Origin of the sequence: Pseudomonas sp. PGPR40 (assembly GCF_022014505.1) — a bacterium.
Taxonomy (GTDB): Bacteria; Pseudomonadota; Gammaproteobacteria; order Pseudomonadales; family Pseudomonadaceae; genus Aquipseudomonas.
On record NZ_JAKLSP010000009.1, the window covers coordinates 1 to 23,359 of the forward strand.

Below are 23,359 nucleotides of genomic sequence, written 5' to 3' on the forward strand. Positions count from 1 at the left end.
CCTTCGTCGCGCAGAGCAACGTCGCCGGCAGTTATGGCAAATTCTCCATCGGCACTGACGGTGCCTGGAGCTATGTCGCCGACTCCGCCCACAACGAGTTCGTCGCCGGCACCACCTACACCGACACATTCTCGGTGAGCAGCGCCGATGGCACCGTCACTTCGGTCACTGTCCATATCACTGGCACTAACGATGCCGCGCTGTTGTCCGCCGACATCGCCAACCTGACCGAAACCGATGCCCCACTGAGCACCTCCGGCACCCTCACCATCAGCGACGTCGACAGCGCCGCGACCTTCGTCGCGCAGAGCAACGTCGCCGGCAGTTATGGCAAATTCTCCATCGGCACTGACGGTGCCTGGAGCTATGTCGCCGACTCCGCCCACAACGAGTTCGTCGCCGGCACCACCTACACCGACACCTTCGCCGTAAGCAGCGCCGATGGCACCGTCACCTCAGTCACCGTGCATATCCTTGGGAGCAACGACGCCGCCGTGCTGTCCTCCGCCAGCGTCACGCTGACCGAAACCAATGCTCCGCTGACCACCGGTGGCACCCTGACCATCAGCGACATCGACAGCCCGGAAACCTTCCAGGCCCAATCCGGTACCGCTGGCGCCAACGGAACCTTCGCCATCAATACCGCGGGTAACTGGAGCTATACCGCCAACTCAGCCTTCGACACACTGAATGTCGGCGACAGCCTGACCGACACCTTCGCAGTACTCAGTGCCGACGGCACCGCGACTGCGGTGACGGTGACCATCAACGGCAGCAACGACTCGCCGACGATCACCTCCAACGGCGGTGGTGCGACGGCCTCGGTCAGCGTGGCGGAGAACAGCACCGTGGTTACGACGGTGGTAGCAACCGACGTTGATCTTCCGGCACAAACGCTGAGCTACAGCATCGTTGGCGGAGCCGATGCCGCGAAGTTCTCGATCGTTTCAGGCACGGGCGCGCTGAGCTTTATCTCTGCGCCCAACTTTGAGATCCCGACTGATTCGGGAACGAACAACGTCTATGACGTGATTGTGCGGGCATCGGACGGCACGCTGTTTGATGACCAGGCGCTCGCGGTGAGCGTGACGGGCGTCAATGACAACAACCCGGTGATCACCTCCAACGGCGGTGGTGCGACGGCCTCGGTCAGCGTGGCGGAGAACAGCACGGCGATCACGACAGTGACGGCTACCGATGCTGATCTTCCGGCGCAAACCCTGAGTTACTCGATCCTGAATACGGCCGGGACGGACTTCGGCAAGTTTTCGATCAGCTCAAGCGGGGTGCTAACGTTCAATTCGGCGCCGGATTACGAGAACGCCCAGGATGTCGGTGGTGCTGACGGTGACAATGCCTATGTTGTGGACGTTCAGGTGGCCGACGGCAATGGCGGAACCGACACCCAAACGATTACGGTAAACGTGCAGAACGTAGTTGAGACTCCAGTTGATATGACACCGCCAGCGTCACCAACTGGGCTGACTTACAACAAGACCGGTGGCCCAAACCATAAGCTTTCAGGGAGCGCCGAGGCAAACTCATCCATTAAGGTTTACCTGGACAATGGCAACGGCGTATTTGGCGCCGGCGACACAGAAATTGGGACCGGAACGACCAATACCGGCGGTCAATTCGCCAATATTGATTTGGATGGCAAGTTTACGGGTACCAAGACGCTATTTGTCACGGCTACGGACGCGGCAGGCAACGTTAGTGCTGCAACAAGCATTAGCCTGACTTACCCTGCGGGAGTGTCCGGAGAAGCGATAAACCTTGCGATTGCCGATCCATCCGCAGGCCTGAGCGACAGCTTTGTTGTCACAGTTACCGACGTTCCGTCAAATTGGATTCTAAACACCGGAACCAACAACGGCGACGGCAGCTGGACCGTGCAGACCAGTGATCCCGGCGCATTGACCGTGACAACACCAGAAGGCTACACAGGCGCCACGGTGCTCCACATCAACATGACCTGGACCAACGCAGACGGCAGTGTAGGCAGTTCCTATGTGTTCAATAACGTTGAGGCCTTTGCCCCCGACGCGCCGATCTTCGCCTTGTCCGCTGACGACAACCTGACTGGCTCGTCCGGTGCCGACATTTTCGTCTTCGCCCAGCCGATCGGTAACAACCAGATCTACAGTTTCGATGTCACGGCGGACAAGATCGACTTGATCGGTTTCCCAGGCATCAACAGCTTTGCTGATCTGAGTATCACCAACGACGCCAACGGCAATGCGCTGGTCAGCATCAGCTCCGGCCAGTCGGTCACCCTGAAAGGCGTCGATGCGGCGGACTTGAGCGAAGCGAACTTCCAGTTCGATGTGGACCCGGTCATGACCAATACCGGCACCCTCACCATTGCCGACGGCGCGATCATGCCATTCGGTGGCAGCATTCAAAACAGTGGCACCATCGAACTCGGCTCCACCGGCAGCGAAACCGAGCTGGAAATTCTTTTCCGCGGTGCGACCTTGACCGGTGGTGGCCAGGTACTGCTATCCGACAGCGCGCAAAATGTGATTTTCGGCGGCAGCACCGACACCGTGCTGACCAATGCCGACAACCGTATTTCCGGTGCCGGGCAATTGGGCGCCGGGCAGATGGTGCTGGTCAATGCGGGGCTGATCCTGGCCAGCGGGCTGAACAGCCTGGTGCTCGACACCGGCAGCCACACCATCACCAACAGCGGAGTGTTGGAATCCACCGGTGAAGGCGGCATGACGGTGGCCAGCGCGGTCGATAACTCTGGTCACTTGTGGGCCAACGGTGGCGACCTGCGCCTGCTGGCCGACGTGATGGGCAACGGCAGCGCCACTATCGACGGCGACGCGACCCTGAGCTTCGATGGCGCAGTACATGGGTCTGTCGCCTTCCACGGCGAAGGTGCGGGGACGCTGGTGATCGCACAAGCCGAAGTAGCAAGCTCGCTGGTCGGCATCCTCGGTCTGGAAAGCGATGACATGCTGACCTTCGGCGATCTCGCCTTCGGCGCCAACACCCAGCTCAGCTACAGCGCCAACGCCTCTGGTGCCGGCGGCCTACTGACGGTGGACGACGGCGTGCATCGGGCCGAGGTGAACCTGCTGGGTCATTACACGGTGGAAGACTTCCAGGTCACCGGCGGCGAGACCGGCACCCAGGTCAGTTACAACGGCGCATCCAGCGGTACGCTGGTGGGCAGCATGGCGGCGGACGTACTCAGTGGTGGCGAAGGCAATGACATCCTCGCAGGTCGTGGCGGGGAGGACACGCTCAGCGGTGGCGCGGGAGCCGATGTGTTCGCCTACCTCAACGAGGCTGAAGGCGGGGACACCATCCTCGACTACAACTTCGCCGAAGGTGATGCGCTCGACCTCTCCGCGCTACTTAGCGCCAACTTCGTCAGTGGTATCAGCCAGGCATCCGACTTCGTCCAACTGGCGCAATCAGGCAGCGATATCACCGTGCAGGTGGATGCCGATGGCGCAGCCAATGGGACGAACTTCGCCGATGTGGCGGTCCTTGCCAACACGGGTACGAGCGGTACCGATCTGGTGCGCACTTGGTTCGGGGAGGCTGACCATACATTGACGGCTTGATGATGGGCGGAGTTGAATCCAACCGCTGCAGACAGCCACAAAAAAGCCCCGCCAGATCACTCTGTGTGGGGCTTTCAAAAATATGGTGTCCCAGGGCAGGTTCGAACTGCCAACCTTCCCCTTAGGAGGGGGATGCTCTATCCAATTGAGCTACTGAGACACAAGTCGCTGTGCAAGGATGCGCAGCGATGGACGGCGTGCATGTTAACGGGCAGGCCCGTGTTTGTCATGTCGTCCGTAGGGCTTTTTAAGTGTAGGCAGACGCCTCACGGTAGCGTGGCTTTGTTTACCGTGCAAATTGCATCACCGCAAAATGCCATCATTGCAAAATGCAATGCGGATATTTTTCAAAGATATCTTAATTCGTTGTTTTTAAAGGATTTAATAGCCGTTAAACTTTTGGCATGCGGGCTGCTTCGACTGTTCTCACAGAACACAGGAGATCAGCGCCATGAACAGCGCGCTTTTAATCGCGAATGCAGTCGCTTTGGCGGTTCTGTTAGGTTTTCATTTCTTCCCCGAAAACGACGCTGCAACGATTGCTCAACGCATCCCTCATTATCTGCAGCTGCAAAAAACGCCTCAATTGGCATTGGCGAACGATCAACGCAGGGTTGTCGGCCAAGAGGTGAGCCAAGAGACTATTCAGCAGCGCACACAGTCTTTCGAACGCTTGGTATTTTGAATCTCCCATCAGGAGCACAGCATGTCCAAATCAGCCGCAGGATGTTTCATCCTCGCCTTACTGAGTGGCATCCTTCATCTGTCATTGGTCCAGGACACGATTGTCACCCTGCCCCTGATTGCCTGCGGCGTGTTCGGTGCATTGTTCGTGCTGGCACTGATCGCCGGGCGCAAGATCAAGTTCGATCCGGTTTTGCGCTGAGGCTCAGTAGTTTCAGAAGATTGGCGACGGTGTCAGCAAGGTTGCCGGAGTTATCGAGGCGGCGGATCCGCATATCACCGATTGAATCGTCAGCCCTGAATAGCCCGTTACGGCGCAGTCTTGCTTCAATTTCTGTCGGGCTCTCACGCCCCCGCCGTAGCAGACGCTCACGCAGGGCTTCATCCTTGACCGTCAACAACACCGGCAATAGCGTTGGATAACGCTGTCGCGCTTCGGCCAGGTGTCCGCGCGAACCGTTGATCAACACATCGCGACCGTCAGCGAGCCATTGGTCTATGCCCACCGGAATACCGTAATCCAGCCCATTGGCTTGCCACGACAGCGCAAAATCCCCTTTAGCCCTGCGTCGCTCGAACTCCTCGCCGGACACCTCGATGGCGTCTTCACCCACGGACTCCGCCGAGCGCGTGATAACGCGGCGCACAACCTCACAATTGGCTGCGCGCAACGGTTCACGAGCGGCTTCGATGAGGCTGTCCTTACCGGATCCCGAAGGCCCCATTAAATAAATAAGCCTGCCACCCATCCTGAAATCATCCCGCGCCACGAGTCCGTACTAGTAAATCGGCCATTTGCCACTATCCTGTATAAAGGTAAGGAACAAGGATCGAATCCGCATAGCATGCACCTTCAGGCGTCTTCGGGCATCACCTGTCGGGCAAGAGGACGCGGTCAGCAATACGGACTCATGGATCATTTTCAAACCAGTCCGCATTTCTGAAATAGGTGCTGGCATTAAGCCTTTACCCAGATCAATATTTGTCACAGAATTGACGCCAATGATCTGGCTAATTTGAGGCATGATGCGCGCCTCTACCAATTCAGGTTGAACATTTGGCCGGAGTGCTTGTCCTATCTGACATCCTGCGGCCTATCCCGAGAACCGCTCCCCTGAACTAACCGGTTAAATATATGCGCCCATTGAAACAGGCAATTTATTCCAGCCGTACGGCTGACAAGTTCGTCGTACGTCTGCCAGACGGAATGCGTGAACGCATTGCCGAAGTGGCTCGCAATCATCATCGCAGCATGAACTCCGAAATCATCGCGCGCCTTGAGCAGAGCCTTATTCAGGAAGGCGCATTGGGTGAAGAATTGAGCATGCGCCTGGACAGCCCCGAGTTGTCTTTGCACGAACGCGAACTGCTGCAACGCTTCCGCCAACTCTCCCACCGTCAGCAAAACGCTCTGGTTTCACTGATCGCCCATGACACCGAAATGGCCGCAGACGCTTCCTGATTCATCCCGAAAGTTCAAGCCAGCGTAATTGCTGGCTTTTTTTTGCCTGAAATTTGGCTAAAAAAAACCCGCCGATTGGGCGGGTTGTTTTGAAGAGGATGTTACAGCAGGAAAATCGTCGCCAGCCCGAGGAAGATGAAAAAGCCACCACTGTCGGTCATGGCAGTGATCATCACACTGGCGCCCATTGCCGGGTCGCGTCCAAGCCGCGCCAGGGTCATCGGAATCAAAACCCCCATCAATGCCGCAAGCAACAGGTTAAGCGTCATGGCGGCAGTCATCACCACGCCCAGTGACCAACTGCCATAAAGCAGATAGGCCACCACACCAATCACGCCGCCCCAGACCAAACCATTGATCAAACCGACCGCCAACTCCTTGCGCATCAGTCGCGACGTATTGCCGGTACTGACCTGGTCCAACGCCATGGCCCGAACGATCATGGTGATCGTCTGGTTACCCGAGTTGCCACCAATACCAGCGACGATCGGCATCAATGCCGCGAGCGCGACCAGTTTCTCGATGGAGCCTTCGAACAAACCGATCACCCGGGATGCAATGAATGCGGTGATCAAGTTCACCGCCAGCCAGGCCCAACGGTTGCGCAGGGATTTCCAGACTGACGCGAAAATATCTTCTTCTTCACGCAGACCCGCCATGTTGAGAACTTCGTTTTCGCTCTCTTCACGAATCAGGTCGACCATTTCATCGATGGTCAGGCGGCCGATCAGCTTGTCGTTCTTGTCGACCACGGGGGCCGAGATCAAGTCATAACGTTCGAATGCCTGGGCGGCCTCGTAAGCGTCTTCGTCCGGATGAAAACTCACCGGGTCGCTGGCCATCACTTCCGACACCTGCTTTTCCGGATCGTTGACCAGCAGACGCTTGATCGGCAACACGCCCTTGAGCACGCCGTCGTAATCGACCACGAACAGTTTGTCGGTGTGGCCCGGCAGCTCCTTGAGACGGCGCAGGTAACGCAAAACCACTTCGAGACTGACATCCTCACGGATGGTCACCATCTCGAAGTCCATCAGCGCACCGACCTGCTCCTCGTCATAGGACAACGCGGAGCGGACGCGCTCACGCTGTTGACCATCGAGGGTTTCCATCAGCTCGTGGACGACGTCTCGCGGCAGCTCGGAGGCCAGGTCAGCGAGCTCGTCGGCATCCATGTCCTTGGCCGCCGCCAGGAGCTCGTGATCGTCCATGTCGGCGATCAGGGTTTCACGAACCGAATCGGATACTTCGAGCAGAATATCGCCGTCGCGATCGGCCTTGACCAATTGCCAGACCGTCAGACGATCGTCCAGCGGCAAGGCTTCAAGGATGTAGGCAACATCGGCGGAGTGCAAATCATCGAGCTTGCGCTGCAACTCGACGAGGTTTTGCCGGTGAACCAGGTTCTCGACCCGGTCGTGATGCGGACCTTCCTGGCGATGAGTCAGGTCTTCGACCACTCGCTGGCGCTGCAGCAGCTCAACGACTTGAGCGAGGCGGTCCTGCAAGCTTTCCTGCGTTTTCTTTACTTCAACTTCGGACATAGGCGAACTCCACTCCCAGCAGCGGGGCACGCCGGAAGGATCAATCAGTCAATTCATGATTGTAAAAACGGGATACTGAGTAACTACTGGGTAAGTCCATGGAGGTATTCCACAAGCCCCGGCGGGGCTGACGGGCGCAATGATAACACCGCCTGACGGTTTTAAACGTTAAAAAATCGTGGCTGAAACAAGCGCTTGCAAGACAAACTTGAGCACCGTCCTGATCCATGAAACTGCGACGACTTATCCTGAAAAGAAAACACACCGGCGTCGAAAAATGTAATGGCTACCCTTGATGGAGACCGTCATGGAGGACGTCGAATGTCATCGAATGCTCATTATTATTTGCTTGCTACCCTGCTCTGCCAGCTGCCCCAGGCGCTTGCCACGACCGTTCACCGATGCGAAGCCGCCAATGGGCACATCACCTTCACGACATTGAGCTGTACAGCCGGAGAACGCCTTTCACTTCAAGACGTACGCACGTTCCTGCCAGGCAGCGCGACACCTCTGATGCCTGAAGCCGAGCTTCGCGAAACATCAGGTACAAAATTTAAAAGGAGAGAACCGACAGTCGCTGGTCAGTCCGAGGACAAATGTGGAAATCTGCTCAGCGCGAAGGAACGCCGCATAGCGATCATCAATCAGCGGATCGTTGCCGGCATGAGTCAGCAGGACGTCGAGAGCGCTCTCGGCAAACCCGACAAGATCAGCACCCGCAATTCAGCCACAAGCTACCGCTATGACAACAAGCGCGGGCGCAGTGCTCATATCGAATTCGACGAGAAAGGTTGTACCAAAGGAAAAGCCAAATCGCAGACGGCAAAAAGCCCGCGTTAAACGCGGGCTTTTTGTTGTTTGGTGCACTCGACAGGATTCGAACCTGTGACCGCTCGGTTCGTAGCCGAGTACTCTATCCAGCTGAGCTACGAGTGCATTTGTGTTTTTATACCAGATCACAACTGGTTGAAGCCAAGTTATTCACATTACTGCAAACAACTCTTAAATGGTGCACTCGACAGGATTCGAACCTGTGACCGCTCGGTTCGTAGCCGAGTACTCTATCCAGCTGAGCTACGAGTGCATTTGTTGCCGCGCATTATAGGCCGTTAAATCTTTTTGTAAAGCACTTTTTCTAGTAATTTCAACAACTTACCGAAGAAGCCAGATTACAACGTACTACGCAAATAATGGCGGAGAACGGGGGATTCGAACCCCCGACACCCTTTTGAGGTGTACTCCCTTAGCAGGGGAGCGCCTTCGGCCACTCGGCCAGCTCTCCGCAACACGGGGCGTATCTTAACCAACCTTTTCCCCGTTTGCAAACATAAAAAACGATAAAAATTAATGGCTTGGTTCTTCGTCCTTCTCTTTCTTTATACGCAGGTAAATTTCTTCACGGTGCACAGCAACCTCTTTCGGGGCGTTTACACCGATACGCACTTGATTTCCTTTAACGCCGAGCACGGTCACAGTGATTTCGCCATCACCAATAATCAGGCTTTCTGCGCACCGACGAGTCAGAATCAGCATACCTTTCTCCTCACGCATTTCATTTCAGGGACAACAGTCTGCAAAAAAAAGGCATTCGACCTACAACCGGAGCGATCGCAGCCCTACATGCCTGAGTATTGACTAGCGCGAGCAAAAGAACAGTTTTGGTACGCGCCATTCAAAAAAACGAAGGGCGCGGTCAGACCGCGCCCTTGGAGAACCGTATTTACTCGCCCTGTCGGGCCGGCGCATCCAGTTCGAAAGCCGTGTGCAGAGCGCGCACAGCCAGTTCCAGGTACTTCTCTTCGATCACCACGGACACCTTGATTTCCGACGTCGAGATCATCTGGATGTTGATGCTCTCTTTCGCCAGGGATTCGAACATACGGCTGGCCACACCTGCGTGGGAGCGCATGCCGACGCCGACGATCGAGACCTTGGCGATCTTGGTGTCGCCAACGACTTCACGGGCACCGATCTCGCGAGCGGTGTTTTCCAGCACGGTTTGCGCCGACTGGTAGTCATTGCGGTGCACGGTGAAGGTGAAGTCGGTGGTGTTATCGTGCGCAACGTTCTGCACGATCATGTCGACTTCGATGTTCGCGGCACTGATCGGGCCGAGAATCTTGAACGCCACGCCCGGGGTGTCTGGCACGCCACGGATGGTCAGCTTGGCTTCATCGCGGTTGAAAGCGATGCCGGAAATGATCGGCTGTTCCATGGTTTCCTCTTCATCAATAGTAATGAGGGTGCCCGGACCCTCCTTGAAGCTGTGCAGTACGCGCAGCGGAACGTTGTACTTGCCGGCGAATTCCACCGCACGGATCTGCAACACCTTGGAACCGAGGCTGGCCATTTCCAGCATCTCTTCAAAGGTGATCTTGTCCAGGCGCTGAGCCACGGACACCACACGCGGGTCGGTGGTGTAGACGCCGTCGACGTCGGTGTAGATCTGGCATTCGTCAGCCTTCAGGGCTGCCGCCAGCGCCACACCGGTGGTGTCGGAACCGCCACGACCGAGGGTGGTGATATTGCCGTGTTCGTCGACGCCCTGGAAACCGGCGACAACCACCACACGACCGGCCTTCAGGTCGCCACGAATCTTCTGGTCATCGATCTGCAAGATACGCGCTTTATTGTGCGCGCTATCCGTCAGAATCCGTACCTGATTGCCGGTGTACGACACCGCTGGCACGCCGCGCTTGATCAACGCCATGGCCAACAGTGCAATCGTCACCTGCTCACCGGTGGAAACGATCACATCCAGCTCGCGAGGAACCGGCTGGCCGTCGCCACTGATTTGCTTGGCAAGATCGATCAGACGGTTGGTTTCGCCACTCATTGCAGACAGCACAACCACCAGGTCATCGCCCGCATCGCGGAATTTCTTAACCTTGTCGGCGACCTGCTCGATTCTCTCGACAGTGCCGACTGAGGTGCCTCCAAATTTCTGTACGATCAAAGCCATTTCAAAGCCGCCTCTGCCCATGAAGGGCGCCCAATAATCTCAAACAGCGTCTGGCCCACCACTAGACCGCGAGCCAGACACACTGCCTTATAAACCCTGCTCTACAAATGGAACAGTCAGGGCCAATGCGGCATCCAGTGCGCCAGCGTCAGTACCACCGCCCTGCGCCATGTCTGGACGACCACCGCCCTTCCCGCCCACTGCCGCAGCAGCCTGCTTCATCAAATCACCGGCTTTGAGTTGGCCAGTCAGGTCTTTGGTCACGCCTGCAACCAGAACGACCTTTTCCTCATGGACACTGCCGAGCAGGATCACTGCGCGGCCGAGTTTGTTCTTCAGTTGATCAACCAGCGCCAGCAGCGCCTTGCCATCCTGACCGTCCAGACGCACGGCCAGCACTTTCACGCCTTTGACGTCCAGGGCAGAAGCCGACAGATCGTCGCCCGCCGCGCTGGCCGCCTTGGCCTGCAACTGCTCGAGTTGCTTCTCCAGCAGACGGTTGCGCTCCAGCACAGCCGACAGCTTGTCGATCAGGTTATCGCGGCTGCCCTTGACCAGGCTGGCCGCTTCCTTGAGTTGTTCTTCAGCCGCGTTCAAGTAGGCCAGAGCTGCCGCGCCGGTCACTGCCTCGATACGACGCACACCGGAAGCCACACCGCCTTCGCTGATGATTTTCAGCAGGCCGATGTCGCCAGTACGGGTGGCGTGAATACCGCCGCACAGCTCGACGGAGAAATCGCCCATGCTCAACACGCGAACGCTGTCGCCGTACTTCTCGCCGAACAGCGCCATGGCGCCTTTTTGCTTGGCGTTTTCGATGTCGGTTTCTTCGGTTTCAACTTCGGAGTTCTTGCGAATCTCGGCGTTGACGATGTCTTCCAGCGCTTTCAGTTGCTCAGGCTTGATCGCTTCGAAGTGGCTGAAGTCAAAGCGCAGACGCTGACTATCGACCAGCGAACCTTTCTGCTGAACGTGCTCGCCCAGCACCTGGCGCAATGCGGCGTGCAGCAAGTGAGTGGCCGAGTGGTTCAGCGAAGTCGCGTGACGCACTTCGGCATCGACATGAGTCTCCACCGGAGCACCTACGATCAGGCTGCCCGAATCCAGCACACCGTGGTGCAGGAATGCACCGCCGGTCTTGGTGGTGTCGCGCACGTCGAAACGCGCAGCGCCAGCCTGGAGGAAGCCGCAATCACCAATCTGACCACCGGACTCTGCATAGAACGGCGTCTGATCAAGAACGACCACACCCTCTTCGCCTTCGCTCAGTACGTCAACCGATTGCCCTTCTTTATAGAGAGCAACGATTTTGGCGGAACCGCTGTGAGCGGTGTAACCGGTGAACTCGGTGGCCACATCAACCTTGACCAGGCTGTTGTAGTCCATGCCGAAGGAGCTGGCGGAGCGGGCACGCACTCGCTGGGCTTCCATTTCGCGCTCGAAGCCTTCCTCGTCGATGGTCAGGCTGCGCTCGCGAGCGATGTCGCCGGTCAGGTCCATCGGGAAGCCATAGGTGTCGTAGAGTTTGAACACCACGTCGCCCGGTACCACGTCGCCTTTGAGTTCGGCCAGGTCCTGCTCGAGGATCTTCAAGCCCTGCTCCAGGGTCTTGGCGAATTGCTCTTCTTCGGCTTTCAGCACGCGTTCGATGTGCGCCTGTTGGGATTTCAGCTCAGGGAACGCTTCGCCCATCTCGGCGACCAACGCCGCAACGATTTGATAGAAGAAGCTGCCCTTGGCGCCCAGTTTGTTGCCGTGACGGCAAGCGCGACGAATGATCCGGCGCAGCACATAACCGCGGCCTTCGTTGGACGGCAGCACGCCATCGGCAATCAGGAAGCCGCACGAACGAATGTGGTCAGCCACGACTTTCAGCGACGCCTGAGCGTCGTTGGTGCAACCGATGGCCTTGGCCGATGCGCTCAGCAGGCTCTGGAACAGGTCGATTTCATAGTTTGAGTGAACGTGCTGCAGCACGGCACTGATCCGCTCCAGACCCATGCCGGTGTCCACCGACGGCGCTGGCAACGGGTGCAACACGCCATCAGCGGTGCGGTTGAACTGCATGAACACGTTGTTCCAGATCTCGATGTAACGATCGCCGTCTTCTTCCGGCGAGCCCGGTGGGCCACCCCAGATGTCGGCGCCGTGATCATAGAAAATCTCGGTGCAAGGACCGCACGGGCCGGTATCGCCCATGGTCCAGAAGTTGTCGGATGCGTACGGCGCGCCCTTGTTGTCGCCGATGCGAACCATGCGCTCGGCCGGCACGCCGATGTCTTGGGTCCAGATGTCATACGCCTCGTCATCGCTGGCATAGACAGTGACCCAGAGCTTTTCTTTTGGCAGGTTCAGCCACTTCTCGGAGGTCAGGAAGTTCCAGGCGTAGGTGATGGCGTCACGCTTGAAATAATCACCGAAGCTGAAGTTACCCAGCATTTCGAAGAAGGTGTGGTGACGGGCGGTATAACCGACGTTTTCCAGGTCGTTGTGCTTGCCGCCGGCGCGCACGCATTTCTGGCTGCTGACAGCGCGGGTGTATGCGCGCTTTTCCTGGCCCAGAAAGCAGTCCTTGAACTGGTTCATCCCCGCGTTAGTGAACAGCAGGGTTGGGTCGTTGCCCGGAATCAAAGAGCTGGAGGCTACACGGGTGTGGCCTTGTTCTTCGAAGAAGCGAAGGAAGGCTTCACGGATTTCTGCGCTTTTCATTAGGTTCTTCCACGGAGGCTGCGGCCAAAGGCCTGTGCGAAACGTCAACAGACGAAGCGACGGCAAAGGGCCGCATTATATCGGCCCTGCGCGCGGGGTACAGCGTGTTTATACGATAGAAACGGTCAATTGGACCGCTAACGCGATCAGTTGCGGGAAAACTCGACGAATGTAGCGACGACTTGTTCGATTTGCGCACGGCTGACGTCCATGTGCGTGACCATTCGCAGACGACCGGCAGCACTGAGCTTGATCCCGCGTGTAGCAGCAAAGGCCTTGATCGCTTCGGCCTTGTCGCCCATTTGCACGTAAACCATATTGGTCTGCACCGGCTCGACCTCATAGCCCGCCGCTCGCAGACCTTCGGCCAGGAACTGCGCATTGGCATGATCATCGGCCAGGCGCTGAATATGGTTCTCCAGCGCATAAAGCCCCGCAGCGGCGAGAATCCCGGCCTGGCGCATGCCGCCACCGACCATCTTGCGCAGACGTCGCGCCTTGGCGATCAACTCGACCGAGCCGCACAACACCGAACCAATCGGCGCGCCCAGGCCTTTGGACAGGCAGACCGAAACCGAATCGAAATGTTGAGTGATCTCCCGGGCATCGACACCCAGCTTGACCGCCGCGTTGTAGAGCCGTGCGCCATCCAGATGCAGCGCCAAACCGTTTTCACGAGTGAAACGGCGAGCCTGAGCCAAATACTCCAGCGGCAAAACCTTGCCCTGCATGGTGTTTTCCAGCGCCAGCAAACGGGTGCGGGCGAAGTGGAAGTCATCCGGCTTGATCGCGGCGGCGACCTGCGCCAGGTCGAGCGAACCATCGGCCTGCACTTCCAGCGGCTGCGGCTGGATCGAACCGAGCACTGCCGCGCCGCCACCTTCGTACTTATAGGTGTGGGCCTGTTGACCGACAATGTATTCGTCACCGCGATCGCAGTGGGCCATCAGGCCCAGCAAGTTGCTCATGGTGCCCGTCGGAACGAACAGCGCAGCGGCAAAACCCAGTCGTTTTGCCACTTCGGCTTCCAGACGATTAACCGTTGGATCTTCGCCATAAACGTCGTCACCGGTGGCTGCATTGGCCATCGCGTCGAGCATCCCTGCGGTCGGTTGGGTGACGGTGTCGCTGCGAAGATCGATAACGCTCATGAATCTGGCCTCGGTAAGCAGGGGAAAATCCCTTTCAGGATGGAATTACTGCGGTCATGTCGGCGAATAATCAAGCCTTGCCCTAGGAAAAGGCTGGATATGCCAACGAAAAAGTCGATAACAATCATCAGATAGCAGCAATGCACAGGTGAGAAATATGTGTTAAAAACGCTTCGCCGCCAAACAATCTGGCGGCAAAACGTTCTCAGGGCGGGGTGCAACTCCCCACCGGCGGTAATTGCGCGCAATGCGCATAGCCCGCGAGCGCTTGGCGACAGGCACGGCAATGGCTGTGAATGACGACAAGGTCAGCAGACCCGGTGTGATCCCGGGGCCGACGGTCATAGTCCGGATGAAGAGAGAACGGGATTGGCGCCGCCTAGGCTCTGTACCAAAGCGCCGTCCGTAGGCACTTGTGCCTGCGTACCCTTAAATCCCATTCGATTCATAACGCCCTGTTTTTTACACAAACAGGAGTCAGAACATGCAACCCACCGCAATCGATAGCAAAAGCAAAAACCATCAGGGCGAGCGCGTCGCGTTCATCCAGGCCTGCTGGCACAAGGAAATCGTTGATCAGAGCCGTAAAGGCTTCGTCACCGAAATGATTGCTCAGGGTTATCAGGAGTCGGACATCGATTTCTTCGAAGTCGGCGGCGCCTTTGAAATTCCGCTGCACGCCAAACTGCTGGCCAAGTCCGGTCGTTATGCCGGCATCGTCGCGGCGGGCCTGGTGGTCGACGGCGGCATCTATCGCCACGAATTCGTCGCCCAGTCGGTGATCAGCGGCCTGATGCAGGTTCAACTGGAAACCGAAGTGCCGGTGTTCTCGGTGGTTTTGACCCCGCACCACTTCCATGCCGGCGAAGAACATCAGAAATTCTTCTTCGAGCATTTCGTGCATAAAGGTCAGGAAGCGGCGAAGACTTGCGCGGATACGCTGCACAAGATGCGTGCGTTGCGTCGCAGCGAACCCCGCGCGGTAGCCGTCTAGTCGAATGATCGTTCCCACGCTCTGCGTGGGAATGCCTCAATGGATGCTCTGCGTCCGCTCTTGGGACGCGGAGCGTCCCGGGCTGCATTCCTTTGCTGCGCGTGGGAACGATCAGTCAGGCGAGGTTTTTGTCGGTGGTCGGCACGATCAGGATGCCGGCGCGCAGGCCGTTCTTGACCTTGGGGTTCGGGAAGATGATCCGGGCGCCCTTCTCTTCGATGACCCAGCGGGTATTGGCGATATCCTCGGCCAGCACATACCCCACTTTCAACTCCGAAAAGTTTTCGATATCCGCCGGCAAGTTCAGGCGGAAGCTATCGCTGTGCTTGATGATTTCCCGTGCGACGCTGAACAATTGCAAACCCTCCAGCCCGTCGCCGGTCATTGGCGGCTCGGTGCCTTCGATGATCTGCTTCAGGCGGGTTTCAAGAAGGTCGACGTTGACCCCGTCGTTCTGCCCGAACGGCCGGGCCTTGCCCAGCTCGAGGGTGAAGGACTCGGCATCGAGCTTGTCGTAGGTGTAGGAGCTGAAGACGATGGAAGGTTTGTTCTGCAGCAGCACCGCTTCCATGCCGGCGGCGCGCAGGCGAGCCAGTTCCAGGCGTGAATGCCGACGGCCTTCTTTCCAGGGGTACAGGGCGAACTGCTCGATTTTCGAGCCACGGATCGCCGTGTGCAGGTCGTAGTGCAGGCGATTGCGGTCCGGCAGGCTGAAGAAAGTCGCTGCCAGCCGCTCCAGCTCACAAGCGCGCAAGGCCTCGGAACCACTGGTTTGTTCGTGCCGACCGTTAAACAGTCGATTGACGTCCTGCTCGATAAAACGCTCACCGCGGCGGATGGCCTCGGGGTTGCCGAACAGAAACAGAATGCGTGCGCGCGGCTTCAAGTCGCCGCGAGCGATGTCATGCAACAGGCGATCGAGCAGCTCGATCGGCGCTGTTTCGTTACCATGGATGCCGGCCGAGAGCAGCAGGTCCAGGCCGTTGTCGCGGGCTTCAGGTGGCCGGACTTCCAGCGCACCTTCGCTCAACCAGCGCATCCGCACGCCTTCGACAGTCAGTTGAGTCTTCTCCGCCGGTTCGCGGCCGGCGAGGGTCAGTTCAAGCAGTTTGCCGAGGGCGAGCATAGAGCGGTTCCTTAGTGGTCGTGATTGCAATCCGGGCCGTGAACGTGGTCCTCATCATCATCACCGAGGTCGGCCGGTTCCATCTCCAGTTGCAGACTTACCAGATTAGTCGCCAATGGGCGCAGCAGCAGGTTGGCGTATTCAGCGTCACCCTCTTCGACGTCCACACCGATCAGCAGCTGGCCGCGGCCGTCCTGCTGGATCCACAGCTCTTTGCCTTGCCACATGACCGCGACGCGGGTGCAGGAAGTTTCCAGTTGCGTGCCGTCGGTATCTTCAAGGATCAGCTGCAGGGTATCGCTCATGTTTTTACGCTCTCGTTTGAGACTTTCAATTGATCTGGAATGGATAAACCGCGCCCAGTTTAAGGATTTGCGTCAGTTCATCCAGTGCCGTCCGGCACTCAAGCAGCAATTGCGGGTCCGCGAGATCGTTTTCGGTCATGCGGTCGCGGTAGTGCTTGTCGACCCATTCGGTCAATGTGCCGTACAACGGTGCCGTCATGATAACCCCTTGGTTGACGGCCGCCAGTTCGGTTTCGTTGAGTGCGACGCGCAGCCGCAGGCAAGCCGGGCCACCGCCGTTCTGCATGCTCTGCTTGAGATCGAAAACTTTCACTTCGCGGATCAGGCCGCCAGAGCTGGTCAGGCCTTGCAGGTACTGCCAGACACGCTCGTTGCCACGGCATTCTTCCGGCACGATCAACAGCATGGAGCCGTCAGGACGCGACAGCAGCTGGCTATTGAACAGGTAGGAACGAACGGCATCTTCTACGGTGACTGCGGAACGCGGTACGCAGATCGACTGAAATTTCCCACCGGCTTTGGCGAGTTTGCCGTGCAGTTCAGCGAGCATCTGCTCAGTGTCGAGGAAGGCGTCCTCGTGATAGAACAGCACTTCGCCGTTACCCACCGCGATCACGTCGTTGTGGAACACGCCCTGATCGATCACCGAAGGGTTCTGCTGGGCGTAGACCACGCCGTCATCGCTCAGACCGTGCAGACGCGCAACCGCCTGTGAGGCTTCGAGCGTCTGGCGGGCCGGGTACTTCTGCGGATTCGGGTAACGGGTGTCGAATGCGCTGCGACCGAACACGAAAAACTCGACGCCGGCTTCACCGTAGTTACGGCAGAAACGGGTGTGGTTGGCCGCACCTTCGTCACCGAACTGCGCCACGGCCGGCAACGCGGCGTGGTGAGCGAAGTGCTTCTGATCGGCGAACATCGCTCCCAGTACGCGGCTGGTGGTCGGGTGTTCGATGCTGCGGTGGTATTTGCAGTTCAGGTTGGCGGCGGTGAAATGCACGCGACCATCCGCAGTGTCGGCGCTCGGGCTGACCGTGGCGGCGTTGGCCACCCACATGCTCGACGCCGAGCAATTGGCAACCAGCAGCGGCATGGCCTCTTTGGCGGCGCGCTCGATCACCTGAGCATCGGTACCGCTGAAACCCAGGCGGCGCAGTGCGGCGACATCCGGACGTTCTTGTGGCGCCAAAACGCCTTGCTGAAAGCCCATTTCCATCAGCGCTTTCATCTTCGCCAGGCCTTGCAGCGCGGCTTCCTTCGGGTTCGAAGATTGCTGGCTGTTGCTCTGGGACGCGACGTTGCCGTAGGACAGGCCGCCGTAGTTATGGGTCGGCCCCACTAGACCGTCAAAATTGACTTCATAGGATTTCATCAGCGAGGCTCCACGAGAATCTGTTGTTATGGCTTCAGGTAACAAATCAGTAAGACCGAGGCGTGGCCTTCGCGAGCAAGCCCGCTCCCACAGGTTCAGCGGTGTTCACACATTTTGTGTTCGACGCAGTCCTTGTGGGAGCGGGCTTGCTCGCGAATGGGCGTTACGCCATCTTCACGCCAGGCGTCAACGCGGCAGGCAAAACCAGGCTCGGGGTTTCCAGCGACGCCACCGGGTACGCGCAATAATCCGCGGCGTAGTAGGCGCTGGCGCGATGGTTACCCGAGGCACCGACACCGCCGAATGGCGCACTGCTCGCCGCACCGGTCAGCTGCTTGTTCCAGTTGACGATACCGGCCCGGCTTTCCAGCCAGAACTGCTGGTAACGCGCTTCGGAATCCGACAGCAGACCGGCCGCCAGGCCATAGTCGGTGTCGTTGGCTTCAGCGATCGCTGCTTCAAAATCAGCGTAGCGGATCACTTGCAGCAACGGACCGAACAGCTCTTCGTCCGGGCGATCAGCCACCGCCGTCACGTCCAGAATGCCCGGGGTCAGCAAGGCTGCCTGGGCTTGAGGTTGAGTCATTTCCAATAGCGCCACGGCGCCGTTGGCCAATAGATGTTCTTGCGCGTCCATCAGGGCTTTCGCAGCACCGAGGGAAATCACCGAGCCCATGAATGGTGCCGGTTGCTGATCGAATGCACCGACTTCAATCGTCGAGCTGACCGCCACCAGACGCGCCAGCAGCGTATCGCCCCAAGCGCCTTGCGGCACCAGCAAGCGGCGAGCACAAGTGCAGCGCTGGCCGGCAGAAATGAATGCCGACTGAATGATTGTGTAAACGGCGGCATCGAGGTCCGCGACCTGATCCACCACCAATGGATTGTTGCCGCCCATTTCCAGCGCGAGGATCTTGTCCGGACGACCGGCAAATTGCTGATGCAGGTGATTGCCGGTACGGCTGGAACCGGTGAAGAACAGACCGTCGATGCCCGGGTTCGCCGCCAGGGCGATACCGGTTTCACGAGCGCCTTGCAGCAGGTTCAGCACACCGGCCGGCAGACCGGCTTCGATCCAGCACTTGACCGTCAACTCGGCGACTTTCGGGGTCAGTTCGCTGGGTTTGAACAGCACGCTGTTACCGGCCAGCAGCGCCGGCACGATGTGACCGTTGGGCAAGTGGCCGGGGAAATTGTAAGGACCGAACACCGCCACCACGCCGTGCGGCTTGTGGCGCAGCACGGCGGTGGCGTCGCCCAGCGGGCCGCTCTTCTCGCCGGTCCGTTCGCGGTAACTCTGCACCGAGATCGCAATCTTGTTGACCATACTGGTGACTTCCGTCGCCGCTTCCCACAGGGGTTTACCGGTTTCTTCACCAATGGTGCGAGCCAGCTCGTCAGCGTGATTCTTCAGCGTAGCGGCAAAGGCTTCCAGCACGCTGATGCGTTCTTCCAGGGTACGCCGGGCCCAGCCCGGGAACGCCTGACGCGCCGCTTGCACAGCCGACTCGACCTGACCGGCCGTGGCGCCCTCCCCGGCCCACAGCACTTGCTGGGTCACCGGGTTTACCGATTGAAAGCTTTCACCCTGACCGGCCAGCCATTCACCGGCGACGTATAGCGAATTCATTATTTCGACTCCCGAGCAGCAGACAACGGAACGGCGCGCACTTGATCGCCAGCGTTGAGTTGAAGACGCTTGGCAGTCAGCGGATCGACCACCAACGTGCCGGCGGCGAAGCGTGCTGGCGCGGCAGTGATCCGGCAGTCTTCACGCTTGCGGTTATGAATCAGGAACGGCGTGGCGTCATCACCCGGGGTGCCGATGGCCAACACCAGCGCCTGACTGTCGCGCACCGCGCGGATCTTGGTGGTTTCGCATTCCACCGCAGGACCGGCATCGAAGATGTCGACGTAGCCTTGATAACTGAAACCTTCGCTCTTGAGCATCGCCAGGGCCGGCTCGGTGTCCGGGTGAACCTGGCCGATCACGTTGCGCGCGTCTGGCGACAGGAAGCAGGTGTACAGCGGAAATTTCGGCATCAGTTCGGCGATGAACGCCTTATTGCCCACGCCGGTGAGGTAATCGGCCTGGCTGAATTCCATCTTGAAGAAGTGCCGGCCCAGGCTTTCCCAAAACGGCGAACGCCCGACGTCATCGGACACACCACGCATTTCGGCGATGATCTTGTTGCCGAACAGTTGCGGGAACTCGGCGATAAACAGCATCCGCGCCTTGGCCAGCATGCGGCCGTTGAGGCCAGTGCGGAAATCGGCGTGCAGGAACAACGAGCACAACTCGGAATTGCCGGTCAGGTCGTTGGCCAGGAACAGCGTCGGAATTTCGCGGTAGATGTTCAGCTCTTGCGAGGCGCTGACCGTCAGGCCGACCCGGAAGTTGTACCAGGGCTCCCGCAGGCCAACGGCGCCGGCGATGGCGGAAATGCCCACCACGCGGCCATTGTCATCTTCGAGCACGAACAGATAGTCCGCATCGCCCCGCCCGGCTTCGCCGCGAAAGGTCTTCTCGGCCCAACCGACTCGATGGGCCAGACGCTCTTCGTTGGCCGGCAAGGTAGTCAGGCCGGTGCCGGTGCTGCGGGCCAGGTCGATCAGAGCGGGTAAATCGCTGCTGCGTACGGGACGAACGATCATGCTATCTCCTCAAACGGGCCGCTTGCGCCACCCGTGAAACTCGCTGCTTTACTAAGCATTCATTCTTTATAGGCATAGCAGCAGGCGTTAAACCGCCACCAGGCGCACGCTGGCACCTTCACCGACACCCAAGGCTTCGGCCGCTTCAAGATCCAGGGTCACGGGTTTGCCCGGCGCGTAATCGAGCTCGAGCAAAACAGCGCGGTAATCCTGCAACTGGGCGTTGGCCACCAGGTATTGACGACCAGCGCCTTTGACCGGCTCACCGATCTTCACCGGCACCACACGGCTCTGGGCGATCGAACGTATCCCCGAGACGCGGGCGTGCAGGGTTGGGCCGCCGTCGAAAATGTCGATGTAATGATCGGTCTCGAAGCCTTCGCGCATCAGGATGTCGAAGGTGATCTGCGCCCGCGGGTGCACCTGGCCCATCGCCTCTTGGGCGGAGTCTGGCAGCAATGGCACGTAGATCGGGTAATGCGGCATCAGTTCGGCGAGGAAGGTCCGGCTCTTCAGACCGCACAAGCGCTCGGCTTCGGCGTAGTTGAGGTCGAAAAAGTTGCGGCCGATGGCATCCCAGAACGGCGAGTCGCCATTTTCATCGCTGTAACCGACGATCTCGGTCACCACGGAATCGGCAAAGCGCTCCGGATGACTGGCCACGAACAGCAAGCGGCCACGGGAATTGAGTTCCGCCCAAGGCGAACCCACCAACTCGCGCTGCACGTAGAAACTGGTCAGCAGACTGTTGCCGGTCAGGTCGTGGCACTGGGAGAGCACGTGGATTTTGTTGTGAATCTTCAGTTCGCGGGAGGCGTGCACGAAAGTTTCGTTACGGAAGCTGTAGAACGGCTCGGAGTAACCGGCCGAAGCAACGATGGCCGAGCAGCCGGCCAGTTTGCCGGTCACGGTGTCTTCGAGGACGAAGAAATAGCTCTCTTCACCGTTGAAGCTGACTTCGGCGGCGAACGAAGCTTCGCTTGCAGCGATCTTGTCGCTCAGGCGTTCAACGTCATCCGGCAAGGAAGTGACACCAATCGGGCTGTCCGCAGCCAGACGCTGTACCTCGCCCAGATCAGCCATTTGCGCGGGGCGCATCACCAGCATGGTGTCACTCCTTAATCTCAAAACTTACAGAAGAAAAATCCCGGGCCTACACAGAGATCAGTGTGGGAGCGGGCTTGCTCGCGAAAGCGGTGGGTCAGACAGCAAAAATGTTGACTGATACACCGCTTTCGCGAGCAAGCCCGCTCCCACATTTGATCTTGCCCGGCATCAAAATTGGGTTCGACGCCTGACTTGCAGGCGTCGAAGGGTCTATCAGGCTTGCGTCAGTTTGGCCGCGGCACGTTCGAAGCGGTCCAGGCCGGCATCGATATCGGCGTCTTCCACCACCAGGCTCGGGGCGAAACGCACCACGTCCGGGCCGGCTTGCAGGACCATCAGGCCTTCTTTTTCAGCGGCGTTGAAGATGTCTTTGGCTTTGCCTTTCCAGGCATCGCTCAGCACGCAACCGATCAACAGGCCCATACCACGAACCTGGGTGAACAGACCGTACTTCTCGCCGATCTGCTCAAGGCGAGTCTTGAACTTGTCGTGCTTGGCGTTGACGCCAGCCAGCACTTCGGGGGTGTTGACCACGTCGATCACGGCTTCCGCGACCGCACACGCCAGCGGATTGCCGCCGTAAGTGGTGCCGTGGGTGCCGACGACCAGGTGCTTGGCCAGGTCTTCGGTGGTCAGCATCGCTGCGATCGGGAAACCGCCGCCCAGGCTCTTGGCGCTGGTCAGGATGTCCGGGATCACGCCGTAATGCTGATAGGCAAACAGATGGCCAGTACGGCCCATGCCGGTTTGCACTTCATCGAAGATCAGCAACGCGTTGTGCGCGGTGCAGAGGTCGCGGGCACCTTGCAGGTATTCAAGCTCAGCCGGGATCACACCGCTTTCGCCCTGGATCGGCTCCAGGACCACTGCGCACGTCTTGTCGGAAATGGCAGCTTTCAGTGCGGCCAGATCGTTGTATGGCACGTGGGTGATGCCGGTGATTTTCGGACCGAAGCCGTCGGAGTACTTCGACTGGCCACCCACGTTCACGGTGAACAGGGTGCGGCCGTGGAAGCTGTTGAGCGCGGCGATGATTTCGTACTTCTCGCTACCGAAACGGTCGAAGCCGACACGACGGGCCAGCTTGAACGCGGCCTCGTTGGCTTCGGCGCCGGAGTTGCAGAAGAAGGCACGGTCGGCAAACGTGGCGTCGACCAGCTTATGGGCCAGGCGCAAGGCCGGCTCATTGGTGAACACGTTGGACACGTGCCACAGCTTGTTCGCCTGCTCGGTCAGGGCACCGACCAGCGCCGGGTGCGCATGGCCCAATACGTTAACGGCAATCCCGCCGGCGAAGTCGATCAGCTCGCGACCGGACTGATCCCAGACACGGGAACCGGCACCACGCACGGGAATGAAAGCGGCTGGCGCGTAGTTGGGAACCATTACCTGGTCGAAATCGGCGCGTTCTACCGCAGCGTGCTCAACGGACATCGGAGTCTCCTGAAGAGGAACGCTCGCCTGAAACTGGCGAGCGATGAGGGGATTGTAAGGACAGTTTTCAGCCCGGCCTTGCCGCCAAGCGACAACTTCTTATAGCGCAAACACCGGTTTTGCCCGGGTTTACGGCAATGCGACAAATAGGGTCGCAAAGGCGCAGTTTAAACCGACGGCACAGGTTATAGGCAGGGTTGGCGAGCGGTGCGGTAAATATGTACCGCACACCCCCCTCTTTCTTTTGTTTTCCTTGGGTTCAATTCAGAT

General features: G+C 58.7%; 19 protein-coding genes, 4 tRNA genes and 1 riboswitch. Of the genes, 6 read left to right on the plus strand and 17 right to left on the minus strand.

Annotated elements, in window-relative coordinates:
• A partial coding sequence (locus tag MEB48_RS09760; protein WP_237884046.1) for a beta strand repeat-containing protein occupies window positions 1-3,584 on the plus strand: 3,584 nt, incomplete at its 5' end.
• Between the two features lie 83 nt (window positions 3,585-3,667).
• Here the strand turns inward: MEB48_RS09760 and MEB48_RS09765 are convergent.
• A tRNA-Arg gene (locus MEB48_RS09765) sits at window positions 3,668-3,744 on the minus strand.
• A 291-nt stretch (window positions 3,745-4,035) separates the two neighbouring features.
• On the opposite strand from MEB48_RS09765, the gene MEB48_RS09770 reads away from it, so the two are divergent.
• Together MEB48_RS09770 and MEB48_RS09775 are read left to right on the plus strand one after the other, a co-directional pair.
• Entirely contained in the window at window positions 4,036-4,269 is a 234-nt protein-coding gene (locus tag MEB48_RS09770; RefSeq protein ID WP_237884048.1) for a hypothetical protein, read from the plus strand.
• Window positions 4,270-4,290: 21 nt separating this feature from the next.
• Entirely contained in the window at window positions 4,291-4,470 is a 180-nt protein-coding gene (locus MEB48_RS09775; RefSeq protein ID WP_237884050.1) for a PA3371 family protein, read from the plus strand.
• On the opposite strand, the gene phnN is transcribed toward MEB48_RS09775, so the two are convergent.
• Window positions 4,445-5,017 (minus strand): phosphonate metabolism protein/1,5-bisphosphokinase (PRPP-forming) PhnN, encoded by a 573-nt coding sequence (gene phnN, locus MEB48_RS09780; RefSeq protein ID WP_237884052.1) that lies wholly within the window; start codon window positions 5,015-5,017, stop codon window positions 4,445-4,447. The two genes, MEB48_RS09775 and phnN, sit on opposite strands and share 26 nt — an antisense overlap.
• A 386-nt stretch (window positions 5,018-5,403) precedes the next feature.
• Here phnN and MEB48_RS09785 point away from each other — a divergent pair, with 386 nt between their 5' ends.
• Entirely contained in the window at window positions 5,404-5,730 is a 327-nt protein-coding gene (locus MEB48_RS09785) for an Arc family DNA-binding protein (RefSeq protein WP_023966649.1), read from the plus strand.
• A 101-nt stretch (window positions 5,731-5,831) separates the two neighbouring features.
• On the opposite strand, the gene mgtE is transcribed toward MEB48_RS09785, so the two are convergent.
• Window positions 5,832-7,274: a magnesium transporter gene (gene mgtE / locus MEB48_RS09790; protein WP_095051601.1), complete on the minus strand. Its 1,443-nt coding sequence runs from the start codon at window positions 7,272-7,274 to the stop codon at window positions 5,832-5,834.
• Window positions 7,275-7,595: 321 nt separating this feature from the next.
• Here mgtE and MEB48_RS09795 point away from each other — a divergent pair, with 321 nt between their 5' ends.
• On the plus strand, window positions 7,596-8,114 hold the full coding sequence (locus MEB48_RS09795; RefSeq protein WP_237884054.1) for a cell envelope protein SmpA: 519 nt from the start codon (window positions 7,596-7,598) through the stop codon (window positions 8,112-8,114).
• 19 nt (window positions 8,115-8,133) lie between these two features.
• Here the strand turns inward: MEB48_RS09795 and MEB48_RS09800 are convergent.
• The 7 genes from MEB48_RS09800 to ltaE all read right to left on the minus strand — a co-directional run bounded on the left by MEB48_RS09800 (window position 8,134) and on the right by ltaE (window position 14,096).
• Window positions 8,134-8,210 (minus strand) — tRNA-Arg (locus MEB48_RS09800).
• A 71-nt stretch (window positions 8,211-8,281) separates the two neighbouring features.
• Window positions 8,282-8,358, minus strand: a tRNA-Arg gene (locus MEB48_RS09805).
• 107 nt (window positions 8,359-8,465) lie between these two features.
• Window positions 8,466-8,556: transfer RNA gene (locus tag MEB48_RS09810), tRNA-Ser, on the minus strand.
• 62 nt (window positions 8,557-8,618) lie between these two features.
• Window positions 8,619-8,807: a carbon storage regulator CsrA gene (gene csrA, locus MEB48_RS09815; protein WP_002554426.1), complete on the minus strand. Its 189-nt coding sequence runs from the start codon at window positions 8,805-8,807 to the stop codon at window positions 8,619-8,621.
• 187 nt (window positions 8,808-8,994) lie between these two features.
• Window positions 8,995-10,236 (minus strand): aspartate kinase, encoded by a 1,242-nt coding sequence (locus MEB48_RS09820; protein ID WP_030131783.1) that lies wholly within the window; start codon window positions 10,234-10,236, stop codon window positions 8,995-8,997.
• Between the two features lie 87 nt (window positions 10,237-10,323).
• A complete protein-coding gene (alaS, locus tag MEB48_RS09825; protein ID WP_237884056.1) occupies window positions 10,324-12,945 on the minus strand; it encodes an alanine--tRNA ligase in 2,622 nt (873 codons plus the stop codon).
• A 146-nt stretch (window positions 12,946-13,091) separates the two neighbouring features.
• Entirely contained in the window at window positions 13,092-14,096 is a 1,005-nt protein-coding gene (ltaE, locus tag MEB48_RS09830; RefSeq protein ID WP_237884058.1) for a low-specificity L-threonine aldolase, read from the minus strand.
• Between the two features lie 197 nt (window positions 14,097-14,293).
• Window positions 14,294-14,465: riboswitch (FMN riboswitch) on the plus strand.
• Between the two features lie 115 nt (window positions 14,466-14,580).
• Here ltaE and MEB48_RS09835 point away from each other — a divergent pair.
• A complete protein-coding gene (locus MEB48_RS09835) occupies window positions 14,581-15,090 on the plus strand; it encodes a 6,7-dimethyl-8-ribityllumazine synthase (RefSeq protein ID WP_237884060.1) in 510 nt (169 codons plus the stop codon).
• Between the two features lie 115 nt (window positions 15,091-15,205).
• Here MEB48_RS09835 and astE read toward each other — a convergent pair whose 3' ends face one another.
• From astE to MEB48_RS09870, 7 genes are all read right to left on the minus strand, one after another.
• A complete protein-coding gene (gene astE / locus MEB48_RS09840; RefSeq protein WP_237884062.1) occupies window positions 15,206-16,216 on the minus strand; it encodes a succinylglutamate desuccinylase in 1,011 nt (336 codons plus the stop codon).
• 11 nt (window positions 16,217-16,227) lie between these two features.
• Complete coding sequence (locus MEB48_RS09845; RefSeq protein ID WP_237884064.1) at window positions 16,228-16,521, minus strand: topoisomerase II; 294 nt, start codon at window positions 16,519-16,521, stop codon at window positions 16,228-16,230.
• Window positions 16,522-16,546: 25 nt separating this feature from the next.
• Entirely contained in the window at window positions 16,547-17,893 is a 1,347-nt protein-coding gene (gene astB, locus MEB48_RS09850) for an N-succinylarginine dihydrolase (RefSeq protein ID WP_237884066.1), read from the minus strand.
• A gap of 163 nt (window positions 17,894-18,056) precedes the next feature.
• A complete protein-coding gene (gene astD / locus MEB48_RS09855) occupies window positions 18,057-19,523 on the minus strand; it encodes a succinylglutamate-semialdehyde dehydrogenase (RefSeq protein WP_269137447.1) in 1,467 nt (488 codons plus the stop codon).
• A complete protein-coding gene (astA, locus tag MEB48_RS09860; RefSeq protein ID WP_237884068.1) occupies window positions 19,523-20,548 on the minus strand; it encodes an arginine N-succinyltransferase in 1,026 nt (341 codons plus the stop codon). Before astA ends, astD begins: the two co-directional genes overlap by 1 nt.
• 87 nt (window positions 20,549-20,635) lie before the next feature.
• The gene (gene aruF / locus MEB48_RS09865) at window positions 20,636-21,655 is read right to left on the minus strand and encodes an arginine/ornithine succinyltransferase subunit alpha (RefSeq protein WP_237884070.1); all 1,020 of its coding nucleotides are present in this window, start codon (window positions 21,653-21,655) and stop codon (window positions 20,636-20,638) included.
• 213 nt (window positions 21,656-21,868) lie between these two features.
• Window positions 21,869-23,089 carry an aspartate aminotransferase family protein gene (locus MEB48_RS09870; protein ID WP_237884072.1) on the minus strand — a complete coding sequence of 407 codons (1,221 nt, stop codon included), beginning with the start codon at window positions 23,087-23,089 and terminating at the stop codon, window positions 21,869-21,871.
• Window positions 23,090-23,359: the final 270 nt, after the last annotated feature.